This window comes from Streptomyces sp. NPDC001056 (genome assembly GCF_053598955.1).
The window spans coordinates 1-16,803 of record NZ_JBSFLI010000060.1; the positions used below are offsets into that span (position 1 = coordinate 1).

14 protein-coding genes and 9 pseudogenes are annotated in these 16,803 nt (G+C 68.3%); 17 read left to right on the forward strand and 6 right to left on the reverse strand.

Features of this window, described 5'->3' with window-relative positions; translation table 11 throughout:
- Positions 1–591: 591 nt before the first annotated feature.
- The 3 genes and pseudogenes from ACWDD7_RS36165 to ACWDD7_RS36175 all read left to right on the forward strand — a co-directional run.
- A pseudogene (locus tag ACWDD7_RS36165) lies at positions 592–908 on the forward strand (DUF5958 family protein); the annotation flags it as partial.
- Positions 909–1,099: 191 nt separating this feature from the next.
- A pseudogene (locus tag ACWDD7_RS36170) lies at positions 1,100–1,396 on the forward strand (transposase); the annotation flags it as partial.
- A 142-nt stretch (positions 1,397–1,538) separates the two neighbouring features.
- Positions 1,539–2,045, forward strand: coding sequence for a hypothetical protein (locus ACWDD7_RS36175; RefSeq protein WP_450460525.1), 507 nt, complete (start codon positions 1,539–1,541; stop codon positions 2,043–2,045).
- A 232-nt stretch (positions 2,046–2,277) separates the two neighbouring features.
- On the opposite strand, the gene ACWDD7_RS36180 is transcribed toward ACWDD7_RS36175, so the two are convergent.
- Positions 2,278–2,859 (reverse strand): hypothetical protein, encoded by a 582-nt coding sequence (locus tag ACWDD7_RS36180; RefSeq protein ID WP_450460526.1) that lies wholly within the window; start codon positions 2,857–2,859, stop codon positions 2,278–2,280.
- Positions 2,860–3,089: 230 nt separating this feature from the next.
- On the opposite strand from ACWDD7_RS36180, the gene ACWDD7_RS36185 reads away from it, so the two are divergent.
- From ACWDD7_RS36185 to ACWDD7_RS36195, 3 genes are read left to right on the forward strand one after another with little or no spacing between them, the layout of a single operon-like run.
- Positions 3,090–3,557 (forward strand): GntR family transcriptional regulator, encoded by a 468-nt coding sequence (locus ACWDD7_RS36185; RefSeq protein WP_450460527.1) that lies wholly within the window; start codon positions 3,090–3,092, stop codon positions 3,555–3,557.
- On the forward strand, positions 3,554–4,465 hold the full coding sequence (locus tag ACWDD7_RS36190) for an ABC transporter ATP-binding protein (protein WP_450460528.1): 912 nt from the start codon (positions 3,554–3,556) through the stop codon (positions 4,463–4,465). Before ACWDD7_RS36185 ends, ACWDD7_RS36190 begins: the two co-directional genes overlap by 4 nt.
- Positions 4,466–4,470: 5 nt before the next feature.
- Positions 4,471–5,478: a hypothetical protein gene (locus ACWDD7_RS36195; RefSeq protein WP_450460529.1), complete on the forward strand. Its 1,008-nt coding sequence runs from the start codon at positions 4,471–4,473 to the stop codon at positions 5,476–5,478.
- 248 nt (positions 5,479–5,726) lie between these two features.
- On the opposite strand, the pseudogene ACWDD7_RS36200 reads toward ACWDD7_RS36195, so the two are convergent.
- Positions 5,727–6,189: pseudogene (locus tag ACWDD7_RS36200) on the reverse strand (transposase); the annotation flags it as partial.
- Positions 6,190–6,222: 33 nt separating this feature from the next.
- Positions 6,223–7,509, reverse strand: coding sequence for an MFS transporter (locus ACWDD7_RS36205; RefSeq protein WP_450460530.1), 1,287 nt, complete (start codon positions 7,507–7,509; stop codon positions 6,223–6,225).
- 870 nt (positions 7,510–8,379) lie between these two features.
- On the opposite strand from ACWDD7_RS36205, the gene ACWDD7_RS36210 reads away from it, so the two are divergent.
- Together ACWDD7_RS36210 and ACWDD7_RS36215 are read left to right on the forward strand one after the other, a co-directional pair.
- Positions 8,380–8,829, forward strand: coding sequence for a hypothetical protein (locus tag ACWDD7_RS36210; protein ID WP_450460531.1), 450 nt, complete (start codon positions 8,380–8,382; stop codon positions 8,827–8,829).
- Between the two features lie 725 nt (positions 8,830–9,554).
- Positions 9,555–10,070, forward strand: a complete 516-nt coding sequence (locus tag ACWDD7_RS36215) for a DUF4232 domain-containing protein (protein ID WP_450460532.1) — start codon at positions 9,555–9,557, stop codon at positions 10,068–10,070.
- A 591-nt stretch (positions 10,071–10,661) separates the two neighbouring features.
- Here the strand turns inward: ACWDD7_RS36215 and ACWDD7_RS36220 are convergent.
- Positions 10,662–11,105: a hypothetical protein gene (locus ACWDD7_RS36220; RefSeq protein WP_450460533.1), complete on the reverse strand. Its 444-nt coding sequence runs from the start codon at positions 11,103–11,105 to the stop codon at positions 10,662–10,664.
- A gap of 99 nt (positions 11,106–11,204) precedes the next feature.
- Positions 11,205–11,486: pseudogene (locus ACWDD7_RS36225) on the reverse strand (transposase); the annotation flags it as partial.
- Between the two features lie 61 nt (positions 11,487–11,547).
- Between ACWDD7_RS36225 and ACWDD7_RS36230 the strand changes: the two are divergent.
- The 9 genes and pseudogenes from ACWDD7_RS36230 to ACWDD7_RS36270 form a co-directional block, all read left to right on the forward strand.
- Positions 11,548–12,010 (forward strand): annotated as a pseudogene (locus ACWDD7_RS36230) (IS256 family transposase); the annotation flags it as partial.
- Between the two features lie 40 nt (positions 12,011–12,050).
- Positions 12,051–12,212, forward strand: a complete 162-nt coding sequence (locus tag ACWDD7_RS36235; RefSeq protein ID WP_450460534.1) for a hypothetical protein — start codon at positions 12,051–12,053, stop codon at positions 12,210–12,212.
- A gap of 1,032 nt (positions 12,213–13,244) precedes the next feature.
- Positions 13,245–14,154, forward strand: a pseudogene (locus ACWDD7_RS36240) (IS256 family transposase); the annotation flags it as partial.
- A gap of 67 nt (positions 14,155–14,221) precedes the next feature.
- Positions 14,222–14,476, forward strand: coding sequence for a DUF6332 family protein (locus tag ACWDD7_RS36245; RefSeq protein WP_450460535.1), 255 nt, complete (start codon positions 14,222–14,224; stop codon positions 14,474–14,476).
- Positions 14,477–14,571: 95 nt separating this feature from the next.
- Positions 14,572–14,712 (forward strand): annotated as a pseudogene (locus ACWDD7_RS36250) (ATP-grasp ribosomal peptide maturase); the annotation flags it as partial.
- A gap of 207 nt (positions 14,713–14,919) precedes the next feature.
- The gene (locus ACWDD7_RS36255) at positions 14,920–15,333 is read left to right on the forward strand and encodes a hypothetical protein (RefSeq protein ID WP_450460536.1); all 414 of its coding nucleotides are present in this window, start codon (positions 14,920–14,922) and stop codon (positions 15,331–15,333) included.
- Positions 15,237–15,650 carry a hypothetical protein gene (locus ACWDD7_RS36260; protein ID WP_450460547.1) on the forward strand — a complete coding sequence of 138 codons (414 nt, stop codon included), beginning with the start codon at positions 15,237–15,239 and terminating at the stop codon, positions 15,648–15,650. Before ACWDD7_RS36255 ends, ACWDD7_RS36260 begins: the two co-directional genes overlap by 97 nt.
- Positions 15,643–15,810, forward strand: a pseudogene (locus ACWDD7_RS36265) (DUF6087 family protein); the annotation flags it as partial. The gene ACWDD7_RS36260 and the pseudogene ACWDD7_RS36265, both read left to right, overlap by 8 nt.
- A 44-nt stretch (positions 15,811–15,854) precedes the next feature.
- A pseudogene (locus ACWDD7_RS36270) lies at positions 15,855–16,012 on the forward strand (IS5/IS1182 family transposase); the annotation flags it as partial.
- Positions 16,013–16,024: 12 nt separating this feature from the next.
- Here the strand turns inward: ACWDD7_RS36270 and ACWDD7_RS36275 are convergent.
- Positions 16,025–16,741, reverse strand: coding sequence for an SDR family oxidoreductase (locus ACWDD7_RS36275; RefSeq protein ID WP_392216660.1), 717 nt, complete (start codon positions 16,739–16,741; stop codon positions 16,025–16,027).
- Positions 16,742–16,803: the final 62 nt, after the last annotated feature.

The following is a 16,803-nucleotide window of genomic DNA, read 5'->3' on the forward strand; positions in this document are numbered from 1 at the left end:
TTGACCACGAACCAGTCTCCACACCCCCCCAACCCCACGTCAATCGTGATTAGCAAATCAATCCACACCCACCAAAACCCCCACACCCCAACCCCAGCCCCGGAACTGACACACCCACCGGCCCCCAGCACCGACACACGCACACAAAACAAACAACACGACACGACACGACGAAAGAGACAACACGAAACCCGCACGGCGATAACACCGATGACAGGACCAGACACACGGCACCGGGAAAACAAACCCCCAACACGACACCACACCAACAACGACACGAAACGAAGAAACACCTACCGAAAACCCCGACCACACCAGTCCATCCGCACACGAAGAGACGACAGGGGCGGGCGCACGGTGCGCGGTGCGGTGCGGTGCGGTGCGGTGACCTATGGCAGGACCAAGGCCGCTGGCGCAAAGCCCCGACGCACGACAGGCGTCAAAGAGCGGGGACACGACACGGCGACACGAGGCGGTACTGAGGTTCCCCCACCGTGCGGGAGTAGCTGACTAGCACTCCAGTGCGACTTGGTGATCTGGTTCGATGACCTTGCGGGTACGCAGCCAGGCATGTTGTGGAGGTGGGGCGGGATGGACGAACGCACGGTCATCCTGAACGAGTTGGCGCAAGGCATCCGTCCGCTCCCCCAGGGCGTCGGCTGGTTCGAGGGCCTCGCCGACACCGAGCAGTTCAAAGTCCTGCGCGACCTGGCAGGGTTCTGTATCCAGGCTCGCGCAACCAGCGAGGACGGACGGAGAGCATCCGCAGAGCTGGCATCCGGCCCACCCACACCCCGGCCGTGCTGGTCACGCGCGGACGCCTCACCGAGCAACTGACAAAGATCATCAACCTTCCGCAGGACGAGCGGGTCAAGGCATTCCGGCTGCTGGTCGCACTTCTTGGCGTCGCTGATGAGCGGCGGCGGCTCCGCTTCTGTGCTGACGGGTGCGGGCATGCCTGGCACCGCCTGGGGACCGAAGCGGGCGCCGAAACGGCCCGCGTGATCATCGGGGGTTTGTGTGGACTCCTGAAGATCGTGCGGTGGCCGTGGGCCACAGCAGAGAAGCCGCCCGTTGGCGGGCGCTGTTCGACCAGGCCATGGCCCGGATCGCAGGCCGGTTCAGGCGGGTTGAGCCGCGCGCCACGGCCCGCGCGTTCGTGCTCGGGTTGCTGTCCGGCGTCGAGCGGAAGAACTGCTGGCAGCTGGCCGAACAGGCTGGCCATGGCCGCCCCGGGCCGATGCAGCGGCAGCTGCGAACCGCCTACCGGGACGCCGACGCCCTCCGTGACGACGACGTGCGCGCCCACGTCCACGAGCACCCCGGCGCCGACAACGGTGTGCCGATCGTCGACGAGACAGGCTTCCTCAAGAAGGGGCAGGCGACCGGATGCGTGCCGATCCCGCTGGGATCCAAGGACTGTCTGCAACTGCTGCCCACCGCCGGGGCCGGTGTGCGCGATGAGGGCATCCGGTTCGGAACCGCACCTACGACGACTACAAGGGGGAGCCTTGTAGCGCAGCTCCCACTCGTCGCGCTTGATCGGTGCCCCGTGGACGCGGCACCTGCGGGAGACCGCCACCGCCGAACATGTGACACGCGGCGGCCGCCACACCGACGACCAGAGCATCGCCCAGGTCCTGGCCGAGCTGCTGGAACGGACCGAACACGGCCCGGACGCACCCGGCGTGGTCAGCTTGCCCGACGGCTATGGGCCCCTACCCGGGCTGGAAGCGGGGTGGACGCCGCCGGGTGAAGGCGACTTCGATCGGTTCGCCGGTGCGACCGCGCTCGACCTGTACGCGCTGGAACCGTTGACGGTGCTGGAACTCGACGAGACGAGCCTGTACGCCCCCGATGCGCCGTCACCCGCAGAAGCAGCCGGCCCCGGACCTGCGGCCGGGTGGGACGCTGCCGGCCACGCAGGCAACGAAGAGGCCTCGCTCCTGGCGGATCTGGACGACCTGGACGACGGCCTCGACGACGCCGCGCGTCTCCTGCTGCACCTGGCCACCGACACTGATCCCTCGCAGGAGGATCTTTAATGATGCAGCCGCCGGTCATCGAGAACGACGACATCCGCGTGCTGGTCGACTCCCCCGTCCCCACGCCTCAGTTCACCGCGCCCCGGTCGCCATGGCTCAATACCCTGACCAACTGGCGTACCTTCGCCGCTGGACCGCACCCGGTCGGACCTGGCCGACAGCCCACCGCCCGGCACGAAGGTCGCCGACAACGACCTGCGGCTGCGCTACCACGCCCTGATGCTTACCGTCGTCACCCCTGCAATCGGGCGCGCCCTGGTCGTCGTCCACGAACACCTGCTATCCCACCGAGAACGCACTCATGGCAAGACCGACGCAGGGCGGCGATCCGGCTCTCGGCGAGAGCGTTGGTGCGGTCCGGCGGTGCGGGGCGCCGCTCGATGCCGTTCGTCGGGTCGCAGATGATCAAGCCCTGACGCTGCCACCAACCGATCGCCTTGCGCGCGATGGACAGCTCCCGGTTGACGGTGTCGGCGTCCATCTCGTCCGCCCGCGCGGCGGCGAGCTCGGCCAGCACATCCGGCAGGCCGTGGTCGTCGATCACGGAGACGGGGACGGCGGGCGGCCTCGCGCCACGGCGGGCACGCCCGGTCGGCGCCGGCTGCCCGGCGACCATCCATCCCCACGTCGTCAACGAGATCCGGTAGATCCGCTGTGAGGACTTCGTGATCCCCGTGCCGGTGAGGCACCTCTCGACCGCCGCGGTGTACAGGCCCGGTGGGGCGGACAGGGGCACCAACCGGGCGCGCAGCACAGCGAACGCGCCCCGAACGTCTGCCCCATCACCCGATGCGCTCGCCAGTTCGACCGACACGGTCCCACCCTCCCGACTGCTCTGCCGCAGTAAACGCGTACACCTTGCCCGCGGCGACCGGAGAACCCGCCGCAGATCGCGACGGGCACGACAGAGGGCCCGCCGCAGCAAATCCGACATTTCCGCGGCCGCATGTCCGCCCCCGAGGCGCGGGGGTGTTGTCGACCCCGGCGCCCGATCGACGTTGAGAAGTTGACACGGGGTCAGCAATCTGCTTTAACTCAATAACTATGAATGTAGATAAAGATGGCTCGCCGTCGCCGATCGAGTTCCGTCTCGATCTGGCGTCAGGGGTGCCCACCTACTTGCAATTGGCCCAGCAGGTGGAACAGGCGGTGCGGCTGGGGTATCTGCGGCATGGCGATCAGCTGCCGAGGGTCAAGGACGTCGTCGCCGGGTTGGCGATCAACCCGAACACGGTGTTGAAGGCCTACCGGGAGCTGGAACACCGGGGGTTGGTGGTCGGCCGACGGGGTGTTGGGACGTTCGTCGAGGGCACCGTGGAGCGTGTGGGACTGCGGGAACAGGCAGCCCTGCACAAGAGCCTGCTGGCCTGGATGCGCACGGCGAGCGAGGCCGGGGTGGACGAGGAAGGCATGAGTGCCCTGTTCGTCGCGGCCCTGCACGATCTGCGGCAGAGCCGTGCCGGCCGCGCGGACGACGAAGGCGGCAGCGGCCGGGCGGGGGTGGTCGCATGAGCAGCGGGGCGATCGAGACAGCTGGACTCGGCAAGCGCTACGGCCGCGCGTGGGCGCTCCGGGACTGTTCGCTGACGGTTCCGGCCGGGCACGTGGTCGGCCTGGTCGGCGCCAACGGTGCGGGCAAGACAACTCTGTTGAGCCTGGCGGTTGGCCTGGCCAGGGCGACGACGGGGCAGGTGCGGGTGGCCGGCGGCAGGCCTGCCGGGTCGGCTGCCGCACTTGACGCAGTCGCCTTCGTGGCCCAGGAGGCGGCGCTCTACCGCAATCTGTCCGTGGCCGACATGCTGCGGATGGGGCGCGCCATGAACCGGCGATGGGATGCCGACCGTGCCCTAAACCGCCTCAAGGAGCTGGGCATTCCCCTGGCGAAGAAGGTCGGCGCTCTGTCCGGCGGCCAGCGATCCCAGGTGGCGCTTACCCTTGCGCTCGCCAAGCGCCCGGAGTTACTCATCCTGGACGAGCCGTTGGCCGCGCTGGATCCGGTTGCGCGCCACGACTTCATGTCGGCGTTGATGACGGCCGTGTCGGAGGACGGCATCTCGGTGGTGTTCTCCTCTCACGTCGTCGCGGAGCTGGAGCGGGTGTGCGACTACGTGGTCGTCGTACACGGCGGCCGGATCCAGGTCTGTGGTGAGGTCGAGGAACTGGTGGCCGGACATCATGTCCTGACCGGTCCGGCCGAGCAGGCCGATTCCGTCACGCAGCGTTTTCCGGTCGTCCGGGACCGACGCACTGCCGCCCAGGCGCACCTGCTGGTCCGTACCCCCGACTGGTCGGCCGCGCTGCCGGGCTGGCAACGGCATCCAGTCGGCCTGGAGGAACTGGTGCTTGCCTACATGCGCGAACCCTCTGCCTCGGCCCTGCCCGGCCCGAAACCCCTACACGGCGAACAGGTGCTCCACTGATGACGATGACCGATGCACCGTCCCTGGCCCGCCGCAGCTCGCTGCCCCGGCTCGGACTTGCCTGGGTGGCCTGGCGCCAGCACCGGTTCGCCCTCTACGGCCTGTTGGGAATGCTGGCCTGCTTCGCCGCGCTGATGGTGGTCGGAGGTCTGCAGGCACGTTCAACCTACGACCAGCTGGGACTGGCCCAGTGCACGTCCTACTCCAGCGGCCGCTGCCAGCAGCTCGCCGACGACCTGTTCACCTCGTATGCGACGAAGTGGCCCTTCCTGTTCCTCCTTCTGCTGCCAGGGGCATTCGGTGCCTTCCTCGGAGGTCCTCTGATCGCACGGGAGCTGGAGACGGGCACCTACCGGTTCGCCTGGACCCAGGCGGCCGGGCGCACCCGCTGGCTGCTGACCAAGCTGACCCTGGTCGCGGTGGCGCTGGTCGCGGTCACGGAGGCATTCGGCGTCCTGTACACGTGGTACAACGCCCCGCTGGACCACGTCCTGCCTGTCGGATTCGGCGACTACCTCGGCTTCGAGCTGGAAGGGATCGTCTTCCCGGTCCAGACACTGCTGGCATTCGCGGCAGGGGTCTTCGCCGGCCTGCTCATCCGCCGCACGATGGTCGCGGTCGGTACGGTCTTCCTCGGCGTGTTCGGCCTGCTCATGGCGACCGTCTTCAAGCTTCGCCAGCACTACATGACGCCGCTGACCACCCTCGGCAAGCCCGGCCCACGTGACTGGGTGATCGGCACGGCATACGCAGATCCCACCGGTCACCCGCTCGGCGACTCCCAGAGCCACAGCCTGTACATGAAATACGTGGCGCAACTTCCGTCCGGCAACGGGCTTCCCTCGGCCACCTACAGGGACTGGCTCCAGGCCCGGCACTACACCATCGTGACGAGCTACCACCCCGCCGGCCGCTTCTGGACTTTCCAGCTCATCGAGGCCGGCTGGATGGGCCTGCTCGCCCTGCTACTGGCCGTCGCCACCATCTGGCTGGTCCGCCGCAAGATCGGCTGACTCGGCATCCGACCGCCCGCGGTCGCTCGTCCCGGCGCTCTGCGACGCACACCTCCTCCCGCGACCGTTCGGTGGCACCGGATCCCGCCGGTGCCACCGACGACGCAGCCGCTCGTCCTTCACCGGAAGATGCGCCAATCTCGGATGAACCAGACGCTGATTTGTCGCGGTCATTGGTCACGGCCAGCTCGTCGCGCATCTTGGTGCGCGCCCGGCTCTCCCGCGCGGAGACGGCCTGGTCGAAGCGTGTCCAGCACGAGGGGGGTACCAGCGAGGCAGCCGTCGATGGCCTCCGGTCGGTACTGCAACATCTTGAGCTTGCGCTCGCTTCACAGCGCGGGTGATGTGGCTGAGGTCGGCGGCGGTGAGGTTGCCGATGTCGCGCTTGACCGGAGACCGGATACCTTCTTGCGGTTTCAGGTCGTTGGCATGGACAGGCAGTTGGAAGACCATGAGCCAGTCCGCGTTGGTTTCGATGAACTCCCGCAGAGACTTGGTCAGGTGCAAGCGGACGTTGTCCCAGACAAGGACGATCGGGCCGCCGAGCTGGATGCGGGCGCGGAGCAGCAGGTCGCGGAAGTCACGCCGGCCGAAGCCCTTGGGCTGCTCCTTGCGTCCGGTGTGCTCGCGGACGGAGTAGATGAGCCGGGACCGCTCACCGAGCTCGTAGCAGGTCATGCCCGCCATCGATACCCGGCCCGAGCCCCGTCCCAGCAACGCCCCTGCCATCGGGCAGGGCGTTGCTCAAGATGGTCTGTTTCGGGATGCCTTTTGGTCGGCGGGCTTCTCGATCTCGGTGGTCACCCGTGCCCCTCGGAAGAGCACCGGAAGCCACAGGAGACATGCCAGCAGGGGGACCGCGGCGTAGGTGGCCATGCCCACACTGGAGCCCAGCCCGTCCATGAGCGCGCCGAGGACGAGATAGCCGATGCCGATGAGCGCCGACTCCACGAATGCGATCAACGACAGCAGGCTCGCCCGGTGGCGCGACGGCACGGCCTCGTTGAACACGTTGTCCACTATCACGGCGGTGATCTCGGGAATCCCGACCAGGGCCAGGAACGCGGCGATGGTGACCCAGACAAGGCCAAGGCCGCTCAGGCCAAGTGCCGCGGCGAGCGTCAGGAGAGACACCGGGACTATGGCCCGATACCCGATGCGCCGGTCCGCGCGGTCCGACAGCAGCGGAGTGAGCCCGCCAGCGAAGAATCCCGCCGATATGACCACGCTGACCAATGCGGTGCCCGCTCCCTGATCGGAGAGGGTTTTCTGCGTAAAAATGATGTACGGCGTCAAAGTCGCATGCATCAATCCGGACACCACGACAAGCGTCACGAGCGCCGGCGTGGCGACCCGAAGCATCGCCCGCCATGCCGTGGCGTCGCCGTGCTCCTCCTCGGCCCCGTCCTGCTCGTCCACCGCGTCCGCGCCGCGGACCTCGGGCACCCGTGACATCAGCACCACCACGGCCAGGGCGAGGCACGCCGCCGAACCGACGTAGACGACTCCCCAGGAAATCTGCTGCAGTTGGCCGCCGAGGACGATGGCGGCTCCCGAGGTGATCGTCCCGAGCATGGTGAACCGGGACTTGATCTTGACGTAGCCGGCCGTTGCGCCACGACGCACGAGCAGGTCGTACAGCAGGGCGGTGTCCGAACCGGACACACATGCCATGCCCACGCCCTGTCCGACGAACAGCGCCAGGAACACCCAGTAGGTGGAGAACGCCACCTGACCGAGCAGACATCCAGCTATCAGCGTCTGGCCGATCACGATGCTGGCACGCCTGCCGATGCGGTCGGCGACGACTCCCGTCGGCAACTCCGCAAGTCCGCTGACCAGGTAGAGCAGTGTCTGCAGTAGGGCCACTTGCCCGGCGGAGAAGCCTCGCTGCTGAAGGAAGAGGACGAACACGCCGCGCTGGAACAGCGTGTTGGTGAGCACGGCGTATACGTAGAACGGGCGCGTGACACTTCGTGCTGCACTGTCGACTGCAGCCGACCCGCTAAGGGCCTCCGTGGTGCCGGTCATGCTGCGGGCTCCCTGGTGACTCCGACGATCATTAGTGTTGGGCTCCGCGGCCGACCGGAACCTCCAGTCCGTACTTCGCGCAGGATATTGGGCCGGCGTCTAAGCTCGGTGATCACGAGAGTGTCCCGTGCCTGCTGTTGCAGCTTCCCCTGTCCCTGCCGTGCTGGAGAACCTGGGTCCGCTGGACGAGGGCCGGTTCGCTGACCTGAGCGTTCACCTCGGGGCGGTTCCGGATCCGCGATCACGGCGCGGGCGGTGGTACCCGCTGACGGCGATTTTGCTGAGGTGCGCCTGCGCAGCGGTCTCCGGGCCAGAAGCATCGAGGAGGTCGCCGAGTTCGGTCAGCGGGCCTGCCGGAGCGTGCTGGCGGCCCTCGGGGTGCGCCGGCATCTGCTGGGCTGGCGCCGCTCGCCTTCGGCGGTGACCATCGGACGCGTCCTCGCTGCCCTCGACGGTGACGCCCTCGACCGGGGCGGTCAGCGCCTACCTCGCCGGTCAGCACCGCGCCGCCGAGTCCGCGGCCGACCGGCCCTTCGCATCGGGTCATCGCCGTGGACGGCAGGACCCTCAAGGGCTCGGCCCACTCGGGCGCCCCGGGCGGGCATCAGCTGTCGGCCGTCACCCACTCCCCCGTCGCGACGATCGCTCAGGTCAAGGTCGGGTCGAAGACGAAGAAACCCGGCACTTCCGCCCGCTGCCGGCGCCCCTGGAGCTCGCGGGCACCAACGTCACCTTCAACGCGCTGCACTCGGTCAAGGCCACCATCACCTGGCTCGTGACGGCCGAGAAGGCCCACTACATCGCCGTGATCAAGACGAACCAGCCCACGACCCGCCGGCAGTTCGCCGCCTGCCCTGGAACGCGATCCCGGTGCAGCACACCCCCTCCACCGTCGCCCACGGCCGGCACGAGTCCCGCTCCATCAAGACCTGCGCCATCGCCGACAACCCCGGCGGCATCAACTTCCCCCACGCACGCCTCGCTGTGCGCCTGCACCGTCGCCGACGATCCGCCGGCCAGCGGGAGACTCGTACGACCGTCTACGCCGTGACCAGCCTCGACGCCTACCAGACGAGCCCCGCCGGCCCAGCGAACGCGATCCCCGGACGCTGGGGAATCGAGAACTTCTCCCACAACATCCGAGATGTCACCTTCGCTGAGGACGCCTCCCGCGTGTACACCGGCACCGCACCCCGAGCCATGGCCACCTTCCGCAACCTCGCCACTGGCGCCCTGAAGATCCTGGGAGCCGACGGCATCGCCAAGACCACCCGAGCCATCCTCGACATCCCCAACACCCGCACGGATCAAGGAACTTGAAACCACCCTGGCCCTGAACGGGACCTTTTCGGCAACGGGCTCCGTCGTCCGCGCTGAGTTGCCGAGCGTCGGCGCAGCCAGTCCTCGCAAGGCTGTCAAGGACAGGCATGCCGCACCACGCGTGTACGACTGGCCATCCGGTGGCCTGGTCCGCTGGGCGGCGGTGATCACCACGACGCATCCCGCGAGGGTGACCACCACTGCCAGTACCGTGGCGCCCAGCGTGATCGGTGGCGAGGCGTTGGACAGGCGGGGAATGACGTTGAGCGGCGCAGCGGCGCAGCGGCGCAGCGGCGCAGCGGCGCAGCGGCGCAGCGGCGCAGCGGCGCAGCGGCGCAGCGGCGTAGAACGCGAGAAACACCAGGCCGCACGGACGCATCGGGGCCCGGCGAGGGCGTAGCCGCTGTGGTACACGGCCGGCGAGCAGGACAACGCCGGCGGGCAACAGAGTGACAGCGAAAGCGGCGAGGACAATCCACTGCCAGAGCATCGGCACGAAAGCTCCCGTCGGAGAGTGAAGGGGTCACTTGCGTCGGTGCGCGGCGATCACGAAGAAGCCGATGATGAGGAGGCGCTGTACGGACCGGTGAGGGCGACACTCCGGTCCCTGTGGCGAAGGCGTTACATCGCCGTGACGCGCACATCGAAGGGGATCAGCAGGCTTTGTGCTGGTAGGAATTCGGGGCGCGGCCCCACGTACGTCAGCCAGACACGGAGAGTCGACCATGGGTAAGTCCACCAAGTTCGTGATGACAGTCGCCGGCGTCGCACTGGCGGGGGTCGCCGGTATGGGCGTCGCGCAGGCATCCACCACCGCGCACTCGGCCGACTCCGGCGCGCCGTCCTCGTGCCGCCCTGCCAACCTCACGACGAAGATCTCGTCGGACGCCGCCGGCTCCGGGCACCGCCACTACCGCGTCACGCTGACCGCCGCTCCCAAGACCAGCCCCTGCCAACTGGCAGGCTCTCCCCGTGATGTGAAGTTCTACGACAACGGCTCCCTGAAGGGCGTCACCGCAAAGCCCTACGGTCCGCAGGGCACCAAGGTGACCTTCGGCCCCGGCCACCCCGTCCACTTCGACATCCAGGTGCCCAGCGCCTCCAAGGGTGCGACGGCCAACCGGGTCGTCTTCACCCTGAGGACTCCCGGCGGCGGGATCATCCCGGGTAATCAGGAGGCCGACGGCAAGCTGTCCGTCGACTTCGGCACCCAGATCGGCCCCGTACGACCCGGCGCCTGACCGACGCCGCGCAAGCGAGGAGCGACCGTGTGCGGTCCGCCACCGGACGGTGGCGGACCGCACACGGCTGTGCGAGGGCATGCGCCGGCGCCGCTCTCCGCTTGGGAGAACGTCGGTACGGCCGTTGCCGGGAAGACACCTCGACGGGGAAGGTAAGCGCGCCCGCGATCACGCCGCCGGTGACGCCGGGCCTTCGCGGGCAGAAGGTCGGCTTCCAGCCGACTCTCAGAAGCCCTTTTCCATGAACGTCCGATCCGGCCACATGGTCCGGTGCCGTTTTCGCAAGCGCAGGGTCGAGTTCGACTGGATGGTGCGGCTCGGTAGGGTCCGCTCCCCGCAGTCGATCGAAGTCCGCTTCGGCACGAGCCCGGCCGGTACCGTCGATGTCGCGCTCTACGCCACCGCCTCCGTCGACGCAGTCATCCCCGAGCACCCCGGAGGTCGGCAGCCCACGCCGACTTCGCCGCCCTCCAGGCCGGTGAGTTCCAGTTCCCCAGCCCCCGCCCGGCCCGCATCCTCACCGCTGAGAAGACCGTGTAAAACCCGGCTATGTGATTGCAGTAGCAGGGTCCTTATCTGACGCAGTCGAGGCTAGGGGAAGACCGAGCCGGGCTGCCAGCTCCCGTAGATCATGGGACCGAGTGCGCAACCGCCGCCATTGCACACCGCGTACTGGTCAACGGTCCGGTGCACATAGCCCGTGGGAGACCAACGACGGATGAAGTGGTAACCGTCGCACCCCTTGAACGGTACGGCGCCGTCCACGGCGTTCTGCACCCAGTGCAGAACGCCGATATTGCCGTTGTCGTCCGAATCGGTTCCGGTGGCGTACAGCTGGGACAAGTGGGCCTCAGGAGCTACGTTGATCGGCGCCCCGTCGGGCACGTTGAGGGTCTTGTCCGTGCAGTCCCCGCCGAGTTGTTCCGTCCAGCCGAGGTAGGCCCCGGCCTCGTCGGCGTGGGCCGCCGTCGCGCCCGTGCAGGACAGAGCAGCGGCAGTGAGAACCACTGCCACCACGCGCTTGCGCACGTACATCGTTCCTCCCGTTTTTCTTTCTGTCTGACGTGGGGGCGGAGCCCGGGTCACGTCCGTTCAAGTGGTGTATCGACGGCTCGGTGATCTCGTTCTTTGAGGCTATGCGGTGAGTTCGGTGGGCACGACGGTCTCGTCGGTTTGTGACTCGCTCGGGTGGAGGCGGGCTTGGGCGACGGAGGTCGCGGCCCATGGAGCGGCGGGCCTCGGTCCACTCGTCGTTCTGCTCGGCCACCACGGCGCCGACCACGCGGATCACGGTGGTGCGGTCGGGGAAGATGCCGACCACGTCGGTGCGGCGCTGGATCTCCTTGTTCGGTCTCTCCTGCGGGTTGTCCGACCAGATCTGCCGCCAGATCTCCGCGGGCAGGCGGTAAAGGCCAGCAGGTCGTGCTGGGCGGCGTCCACGTGGACTGTCGTCCCTGGGAGCTTGACTTCCAAAGCGGACGAGCAGGTCACAGCCTTCCGTAACCGGCCCCTGGACTCCGGCCCGTACTCGTTCGTCTGGGTCGACGCACGGACCCGGAAGGTCCGCGAGGGCGGCCGCATCATCAACATGCATGCGCTGATCGCGGTCGGTGTCAACGCCGACGGCCACCGCGAGATCCTCGGCATCGATGTCGCCACCGCCGAGGACGGCGCCGGCCGGCTGGCCTTCCTGCACTCGCTCATCGCCCGGCGGCCTGTCGGGCGTCCAGCTCGTCGTCTCCGACGCGCACGCCGGCCTGGTGGACGCGATCGGCGCGGTGCTGCCCGGCGCTTCCTGTCAGCGCTGCCGGACCCACTACGCGAGGAACTTGCTGAGCCAGGTACCGAAGTCGGCCCAGCCGTGGATGGCCACGCTACTGCGGACCGTGTTCGAGCAGCCCGACACCGACGCGGTGAAGGCCCAGACGACCCATGTCCTGGGCCGAACGCCAAGTGGCGCGCATGCGGCGGGAGATCGAGATGCCAGCTGCTGAACGGTCATCCCACACCGTGCCGGTCCTCGACTTCGGCGCCGACCACACCTGGTTCGCGATGCCCTGGGCGGACGCGACCGCCGTACAACGCGAAGAATTGCTGCAGGAATCGGCCGAGCTGCGCGCCCTGATCGACGCCCTGGCATAGCTGCTGGCCGCCGCGCACGAGCACGACTGGCTGCATCGCGACATCAAACCTCGAACATCCTCTACTTCGACGGCCGCCTGGCCGCCTGGCATCGTCCGCCGGCCACACTGGACCACCAAGGTAGGCCGCACCGGCCTCTGCATAGGCACTGAGGGGTTCGCCGCCCCGGAACTGTTCGGAACACCTCCTGAGGCCACGGCGTCCAGCGACATCTACAGCGTAGGCAGAGTCATCGCCTGGGCCCCACCGGAGGGCTGCCAAGGACCAACCTACCGCTGTTCCCCCCGTTATGATTTCCGCGGTCCTGCAAGAGGGCCTCTGGCCTCCGGGCCCGACATGGCCGCTCCCCCGCTGTCGAACCGATGACCTGGGGGGGTGGTGCCACCGGGCCCGAGAGGCGCCGTTGGAGACGCTGTTCAGAGGTCCGACCACCGTCCCGCCGAGCGCAACGCCCGGCAGTACGCGGGCGGCAGGTCTGCATAACGTGGATGCGCGCACGATGCCGACACCCAGGCCAGCACCGAACCGAAGCTGAGGCAGGTCTTCGACAAGCTCAGCGAGAAGTTCGTCACCCAGGCGCGGTACGGCCTCGGAGGCGTCATCGCATCGCTTCCCGAATGCCTGTATGTGAACCACCCGCACCGCACCGGCGACGCCGAATTCAAGCCCTCCGGTCTGGCCGTCGCGGTGGAGGCCGGCCTCCGGGTGCCCCGCACGCTCATCACGTCGAACCCCGACGCCGCCCGAACCTTCATCAAGCGGCACGGCTCGGTGATCTACAAGCCGTTGTCCAACCCGGTGTACCGGGTCGACAGCGTCTCCTCCGTCGTGAAGATCGCCGAGGTGAGGGCCGAGGAGATCGACGACCGAGTGGCCGGCACCGCCCACCTGTTCCAGCAGCGCGTACCGGGGACAGCCGACATCCGGGTCACCGTCATCGGCCCGCGCGCGCCCAGTGTACGCATCGACTCAGGTCTCCTGGACTGGCGCACCGACTACAGCCGCTTGAGCCCCCGAAGATCAGCGAGGTTCCTGCCCTTGCTCTACCTGCACGGTCTGTCCTCCGGCGACTTCGTGCCTGCGATGGAACAGTTCCTCGGCTCGGCCGCTGGACTCTCCTCGGCCACGGTGACCCGGCTGACCAAGCAGTGGAGCGACGACCACGCCGCCTTCCAGGACCGGGACCTGTCCGGATCCGACTACGTGTACGTGTGGGCCGACGGTGTCCACCCCAAGGTGAGGCTCGGGCAGGCCCACTCGCGCGTGCTGGTCCTGCTCGGCGTCCGGTTGGACGGCGCCAAGGAGCTGATCGCCATCGCGGAGGGCCTGCGCGAGTCCACCGAGTCGTGGGCCGACCTGTTGCGCGACTGCCGCCGGCGTGGGATGCGCGACCCCGAGCTGGTCGTGTGGCGACGGCGCGATGGGACTGTGGAAGGCGCTCGCCGAGGTGTTCCCCGCAACACGGCATCAGCGCTGCTGGGTCCATAAATCCCGAAACGTATCGAACACTCTGCCGAAGTCCGCACAGCCTGGCGCGACGAAGGCCATGCAAGAGATCTACAACGCAGAGGATCGCGCGCACGCCGAGAAGGCGATCGAGGCGTTCGCGAAGACCTACGGTGCCAAGTGGCCCAAGGCCGTCGCGAAGATCACCGACGACGCGGACAAACTGCTGGCGTTCTACGACTTCCCGGCGGAGTACTGGGTCCACCTGCGCACGACGAATCCCATCGAGTCGACGTTCTCCACGGTCAAGCTCCGAACCAAGGTCACCCGCGGCGCCGGCAGCCCGGCCGCCGCCCTGGCCATGGTGTTCAAGCTCGTCGAGTCCGCTTAGGAACGCTGGCGCGCGATCACCGGCGCCCACCTCGTGCCCCTGGTCCGGGCTGAGGCACGGTTCGAGAACGGCGCCCTGGTCGAGCGCGCGGAGGCAGCGGCGTGAACGCCTTGCCGTGTCAAAGGAACTGGCAACTGCCCGGTTGCGATGCGCATCGTGTGAGACTTGCGGCATGGACATGGGCCGGGAGTCACGCTGGGAGAAGGACGCATTGACGGTGGAGATCGTCTTTGCCTTCGTGACGGGCACCCTGCTGGCTGCGGCCGTGTCTGCGGTGGCATTGATCCCAGCACTGCTCCTCGGCGTGTCTGAGCCGACGGGGAAGGCCATGCTCGTGGGAGGTGCCTTGGTCGGCGCAGCTGCCGGGATATGGCGTCTGGTGTCGGTACTGCTCCGGTTCGACGCACACCGCCGCCAAGGCCACTGAGCTCCACGAGGAAGTCGCGGCATTTCCCGCCTATGGCGTGTAGTTGTTGCTCCGGCAACGTTCCTCAGTGATCCACAGTTCTTGACAATTGCTCCGCGTTCGACTTCGCACTCGACGCGGAAGGGCAGTGATGGTTCCTGGAGTGCAAGCCGTCCGGCCAATGGCACTGGCTCGAACACGAGACGGGCCTGCCGATGTGCGCGGCCCTCGCCGACCTACTGGAAAGGAAGCCGTGAGCGGCCACGGCAAGCTCCTTGCGCAGCTCATCGAGAGCAAGACCGCCAGTGGCTCCCTGCGCACGCAAGCCGTGGAAGGACGCCGCCGCGGCAACACCTCGGCACGAGTTCCTGCGCACCGGCTTCTTCCGCTTGATGCCCGGTTCGGCGCCTACCGCCTGGGCCCCGGCCCTGGAAGGTGAGAGCGGCTGGCTAGCTGCTACACCGATGAGTTGCGTCACCTCGATCGAGTACGACTCGGAGGTCGCCTCCGGGGCCAGGGAGGCGCTCGGCCGGCTCGGCACGTACCCCGACCTTCTGATCGGCGACGGCCTTGCGGGTGCCGGCGAAGGCGCACCGTACGACCGGATCATCGCCACGTGCGCCGTACGCACCGTGCCTGCGGCCTGGCTCGGGCAGACGCGGCCCGGCGGGCAGATCCTGACGACCATCGGTGGCTGGCTGAACGCATCCGAGCTGGTACGCCTGTCGGTCCACGAAGACGGCACGGCCTCCGGGCCGGTGCTGGGCGGACAGGTCGTTTCATGCTCGCCCGCCCCCAGCTGGCACCCCCGCTCGGCCTGCTTCCGGACATCAGCGGAGGCACGGAACGCGAAGCCGTCGTCGGCGCCGACGTCCTGACCGACTGGACGACCCGGTTCGTCACCCAGTTCGCTGTGCCGACCGCGCAACTGGTGAAACTCCGCAGCGGCCGGCACGACGAAGAGATCCTCGTCGACGCCGAGACCGGGCCGTTCGCTGCACTGCATGAGGAGGACAGCCGTCGGGTGGTCCGACAGAGCGGTCCTGACGCGCTCTGGGATGCCGTCGAGGACCACCTCGGCCGCTGGCACGCCGCTGGTACGCCGACGCTGGAAGAGGCCGCCGTCCGCGTGCCCCCGCAGGGCCGGAGCATCCACTGGCGCCGAGCGCAGAAGGGGGTAACGCACCATGGATGAGCAGCCCCTCAGGAAGCGGGCGGCGTGGCGCCATCAGCGGCGGCCTGTGCAAGGAGAGAAGCGGGCCGTCCCACTCAGTGACCAGACCGAGCAGGGCGCCCAGATCGACCCGCAGGCGCCACTGGGCTTGTCGGAGTGGGACAGCACCCAGTGTGTCCCTGCTGGTGCGGCCGAAGACCTTCCGGCCGCAGCCGCACAGACCGGCAGAACGCCTTCCACCGCCTTGCTGCTGCTACGAGCGCCGCTCGACCGTCGTCAACGCCTTCTTTGACCTCGCGGACACGATCACCACCGTCCGCAGCCTCATCCGCCGAGCCTGGACCACCCACCGCTGGGACACCCGCCCCCGGCGCTGCCCATGACTCATCACCGATTCACCAGGGCACGGGCGTTCCGTCCCAGGAGAAGAAGCCACCGGTGGGGCCGTCGTCCGGCAGCAGGGCCAGGCGGAGTGCGCCCTGCGCGGCCTCGGCCGGGTCACCCCCGGCTGCGGCGGCCCGGGGGTTGAGGTCGGTGGCCCGAATGCCGGGAGCGAGCGCGTTGACCTTGAAGCCCTCCTCGGCCAGCGTCTGGGCGTAGAGGACGGTGAGGGCGTTGACGGCGGCCTTGGACGACCGGTAGGCGGCGGCGCCACCGCTTCCCGGGGGGAACTGGGGGTTGGGATTCGTACTCCAGGTCAGCGACGCGGTGCCGCTGGAAACATTGACGATGCGCGGGTGCGGGGACCGGCGCAGGGCGGGCAGGAAGGCATTGGTCACCGCCGCGACCGCGAACACGTTGGTCTCGTACGTGCGCCGGTACTCCTCGACGAGGGTGTCAGTCGGCGGGGCGAGTGACGGTGAGATGCCGGCGTTGTTGACCAGCACGTCCAGGCGGTCCACCCGAGCCGCGGCCTGTGCGATGCCATCGGGATCCGTCACGTCGAGGACCAGCAGCCGGGCGCCAGCCCCGATCTCCTCGACGGCCCGCTGTCCGCGCCCCGGGTCGCGGGAGCCCACATACACGGTGAGGCCCTCTGCGGCGAGCAGCCGGGCGATGTGCTTGCCGATGCCCTTGTTGGCACCGGTGACCAAAGCTGTGCGATCGTTCATGGCAACTACGGTCCCCTGGCGGTGGGCGCCCTGCCAGGGACAACCTGTACCAGGCAAGCGGC

Excerpts from the sequence above, each read along its gene's own strand:
- ACWDD7_RS36260 (WP_450460547.1), top strand. The coding sequence starts at position 15,237 with ATGCTCGCCCGCCCCCAGCTGGCACCCCCGCTCGGCCTGCTTCCGGAC.
- ACWDD7_RS36190 (WP_450460528.1), top strand. The coding sequence starts at position 3,554 with ATGAGCAGCGGGGCGATCGAGACAGCTGGACTCGGCAAGCGCTACGGC.
- ACWDD7_RS36215 (WP_450460532.1), top strand. The coding sequence starts at position 9,555 with ATGGGTAAGTCCACCAAGTTCGTGATGACAGTCGCCGGCGTCGCACTG.
- ACWDD7_RS36235 (WP_450460534.1), top strand. The coding sequence starts at position 12,051 with ATGCCAGCTGCTGAACGGTCATCCCACACCGTGCCGGTCCTCGACTTC.
- ACWDD7_RS36255 (WP_450460536.1), top strand. The coding sequence starts at position 14,920 with ATGAGTTGCGTCACCTCGATCGAGTACGACTCGGAGGTCGCCTCCGGG.
- ACWDD7_RS36195 (WP_450460529.1), top strand. The coding sequence starts at position 4,471 with ATGACCGATGCACCGTCCCTGGCCCGCCGCAGCTCGCTGCCCCGGCTC.
- ACWDD7_RS36275 (WP_392216660.1), bottom strand. The coding sequence starts at position 16,741 with ATGAACGATCGCACAGCTTTGGTCACCGGTGCCAACAAGGGCATCGGC.
- ACWDD7_RS36205 (WP_450460530.1), bottom strand. The coding sequence starts at position 7,509 with ATGACCGGCACCACGGAGGCCCTTAGCGGGTCGGCTGCAGTCGACAGT.
- ACWDD7_RS36185 (WP_450460527.1), top strand. The coding sequence starts at position 3,090 with ATGAATGTAGATAAAGATGGCTCGCCGTCGCCGATCGAGTTCCGTCTC.
- ACWDD7_RS36245 (WP_450460535.1), top strand. The coding sequence starts at position 14,222 with ATGGACATGGGCCGGGAGTCACGCTGGGAGAAGGACGCATTGACGGTG.
- ACWDD7_RS36220 (WP_450460533.1), bottom strand. The coding sequence starts at position 11,105 with ATGTACGTGCGCAAGCGCGTGGTGGCAGTGGTTCTCACTGCCGCTGCT.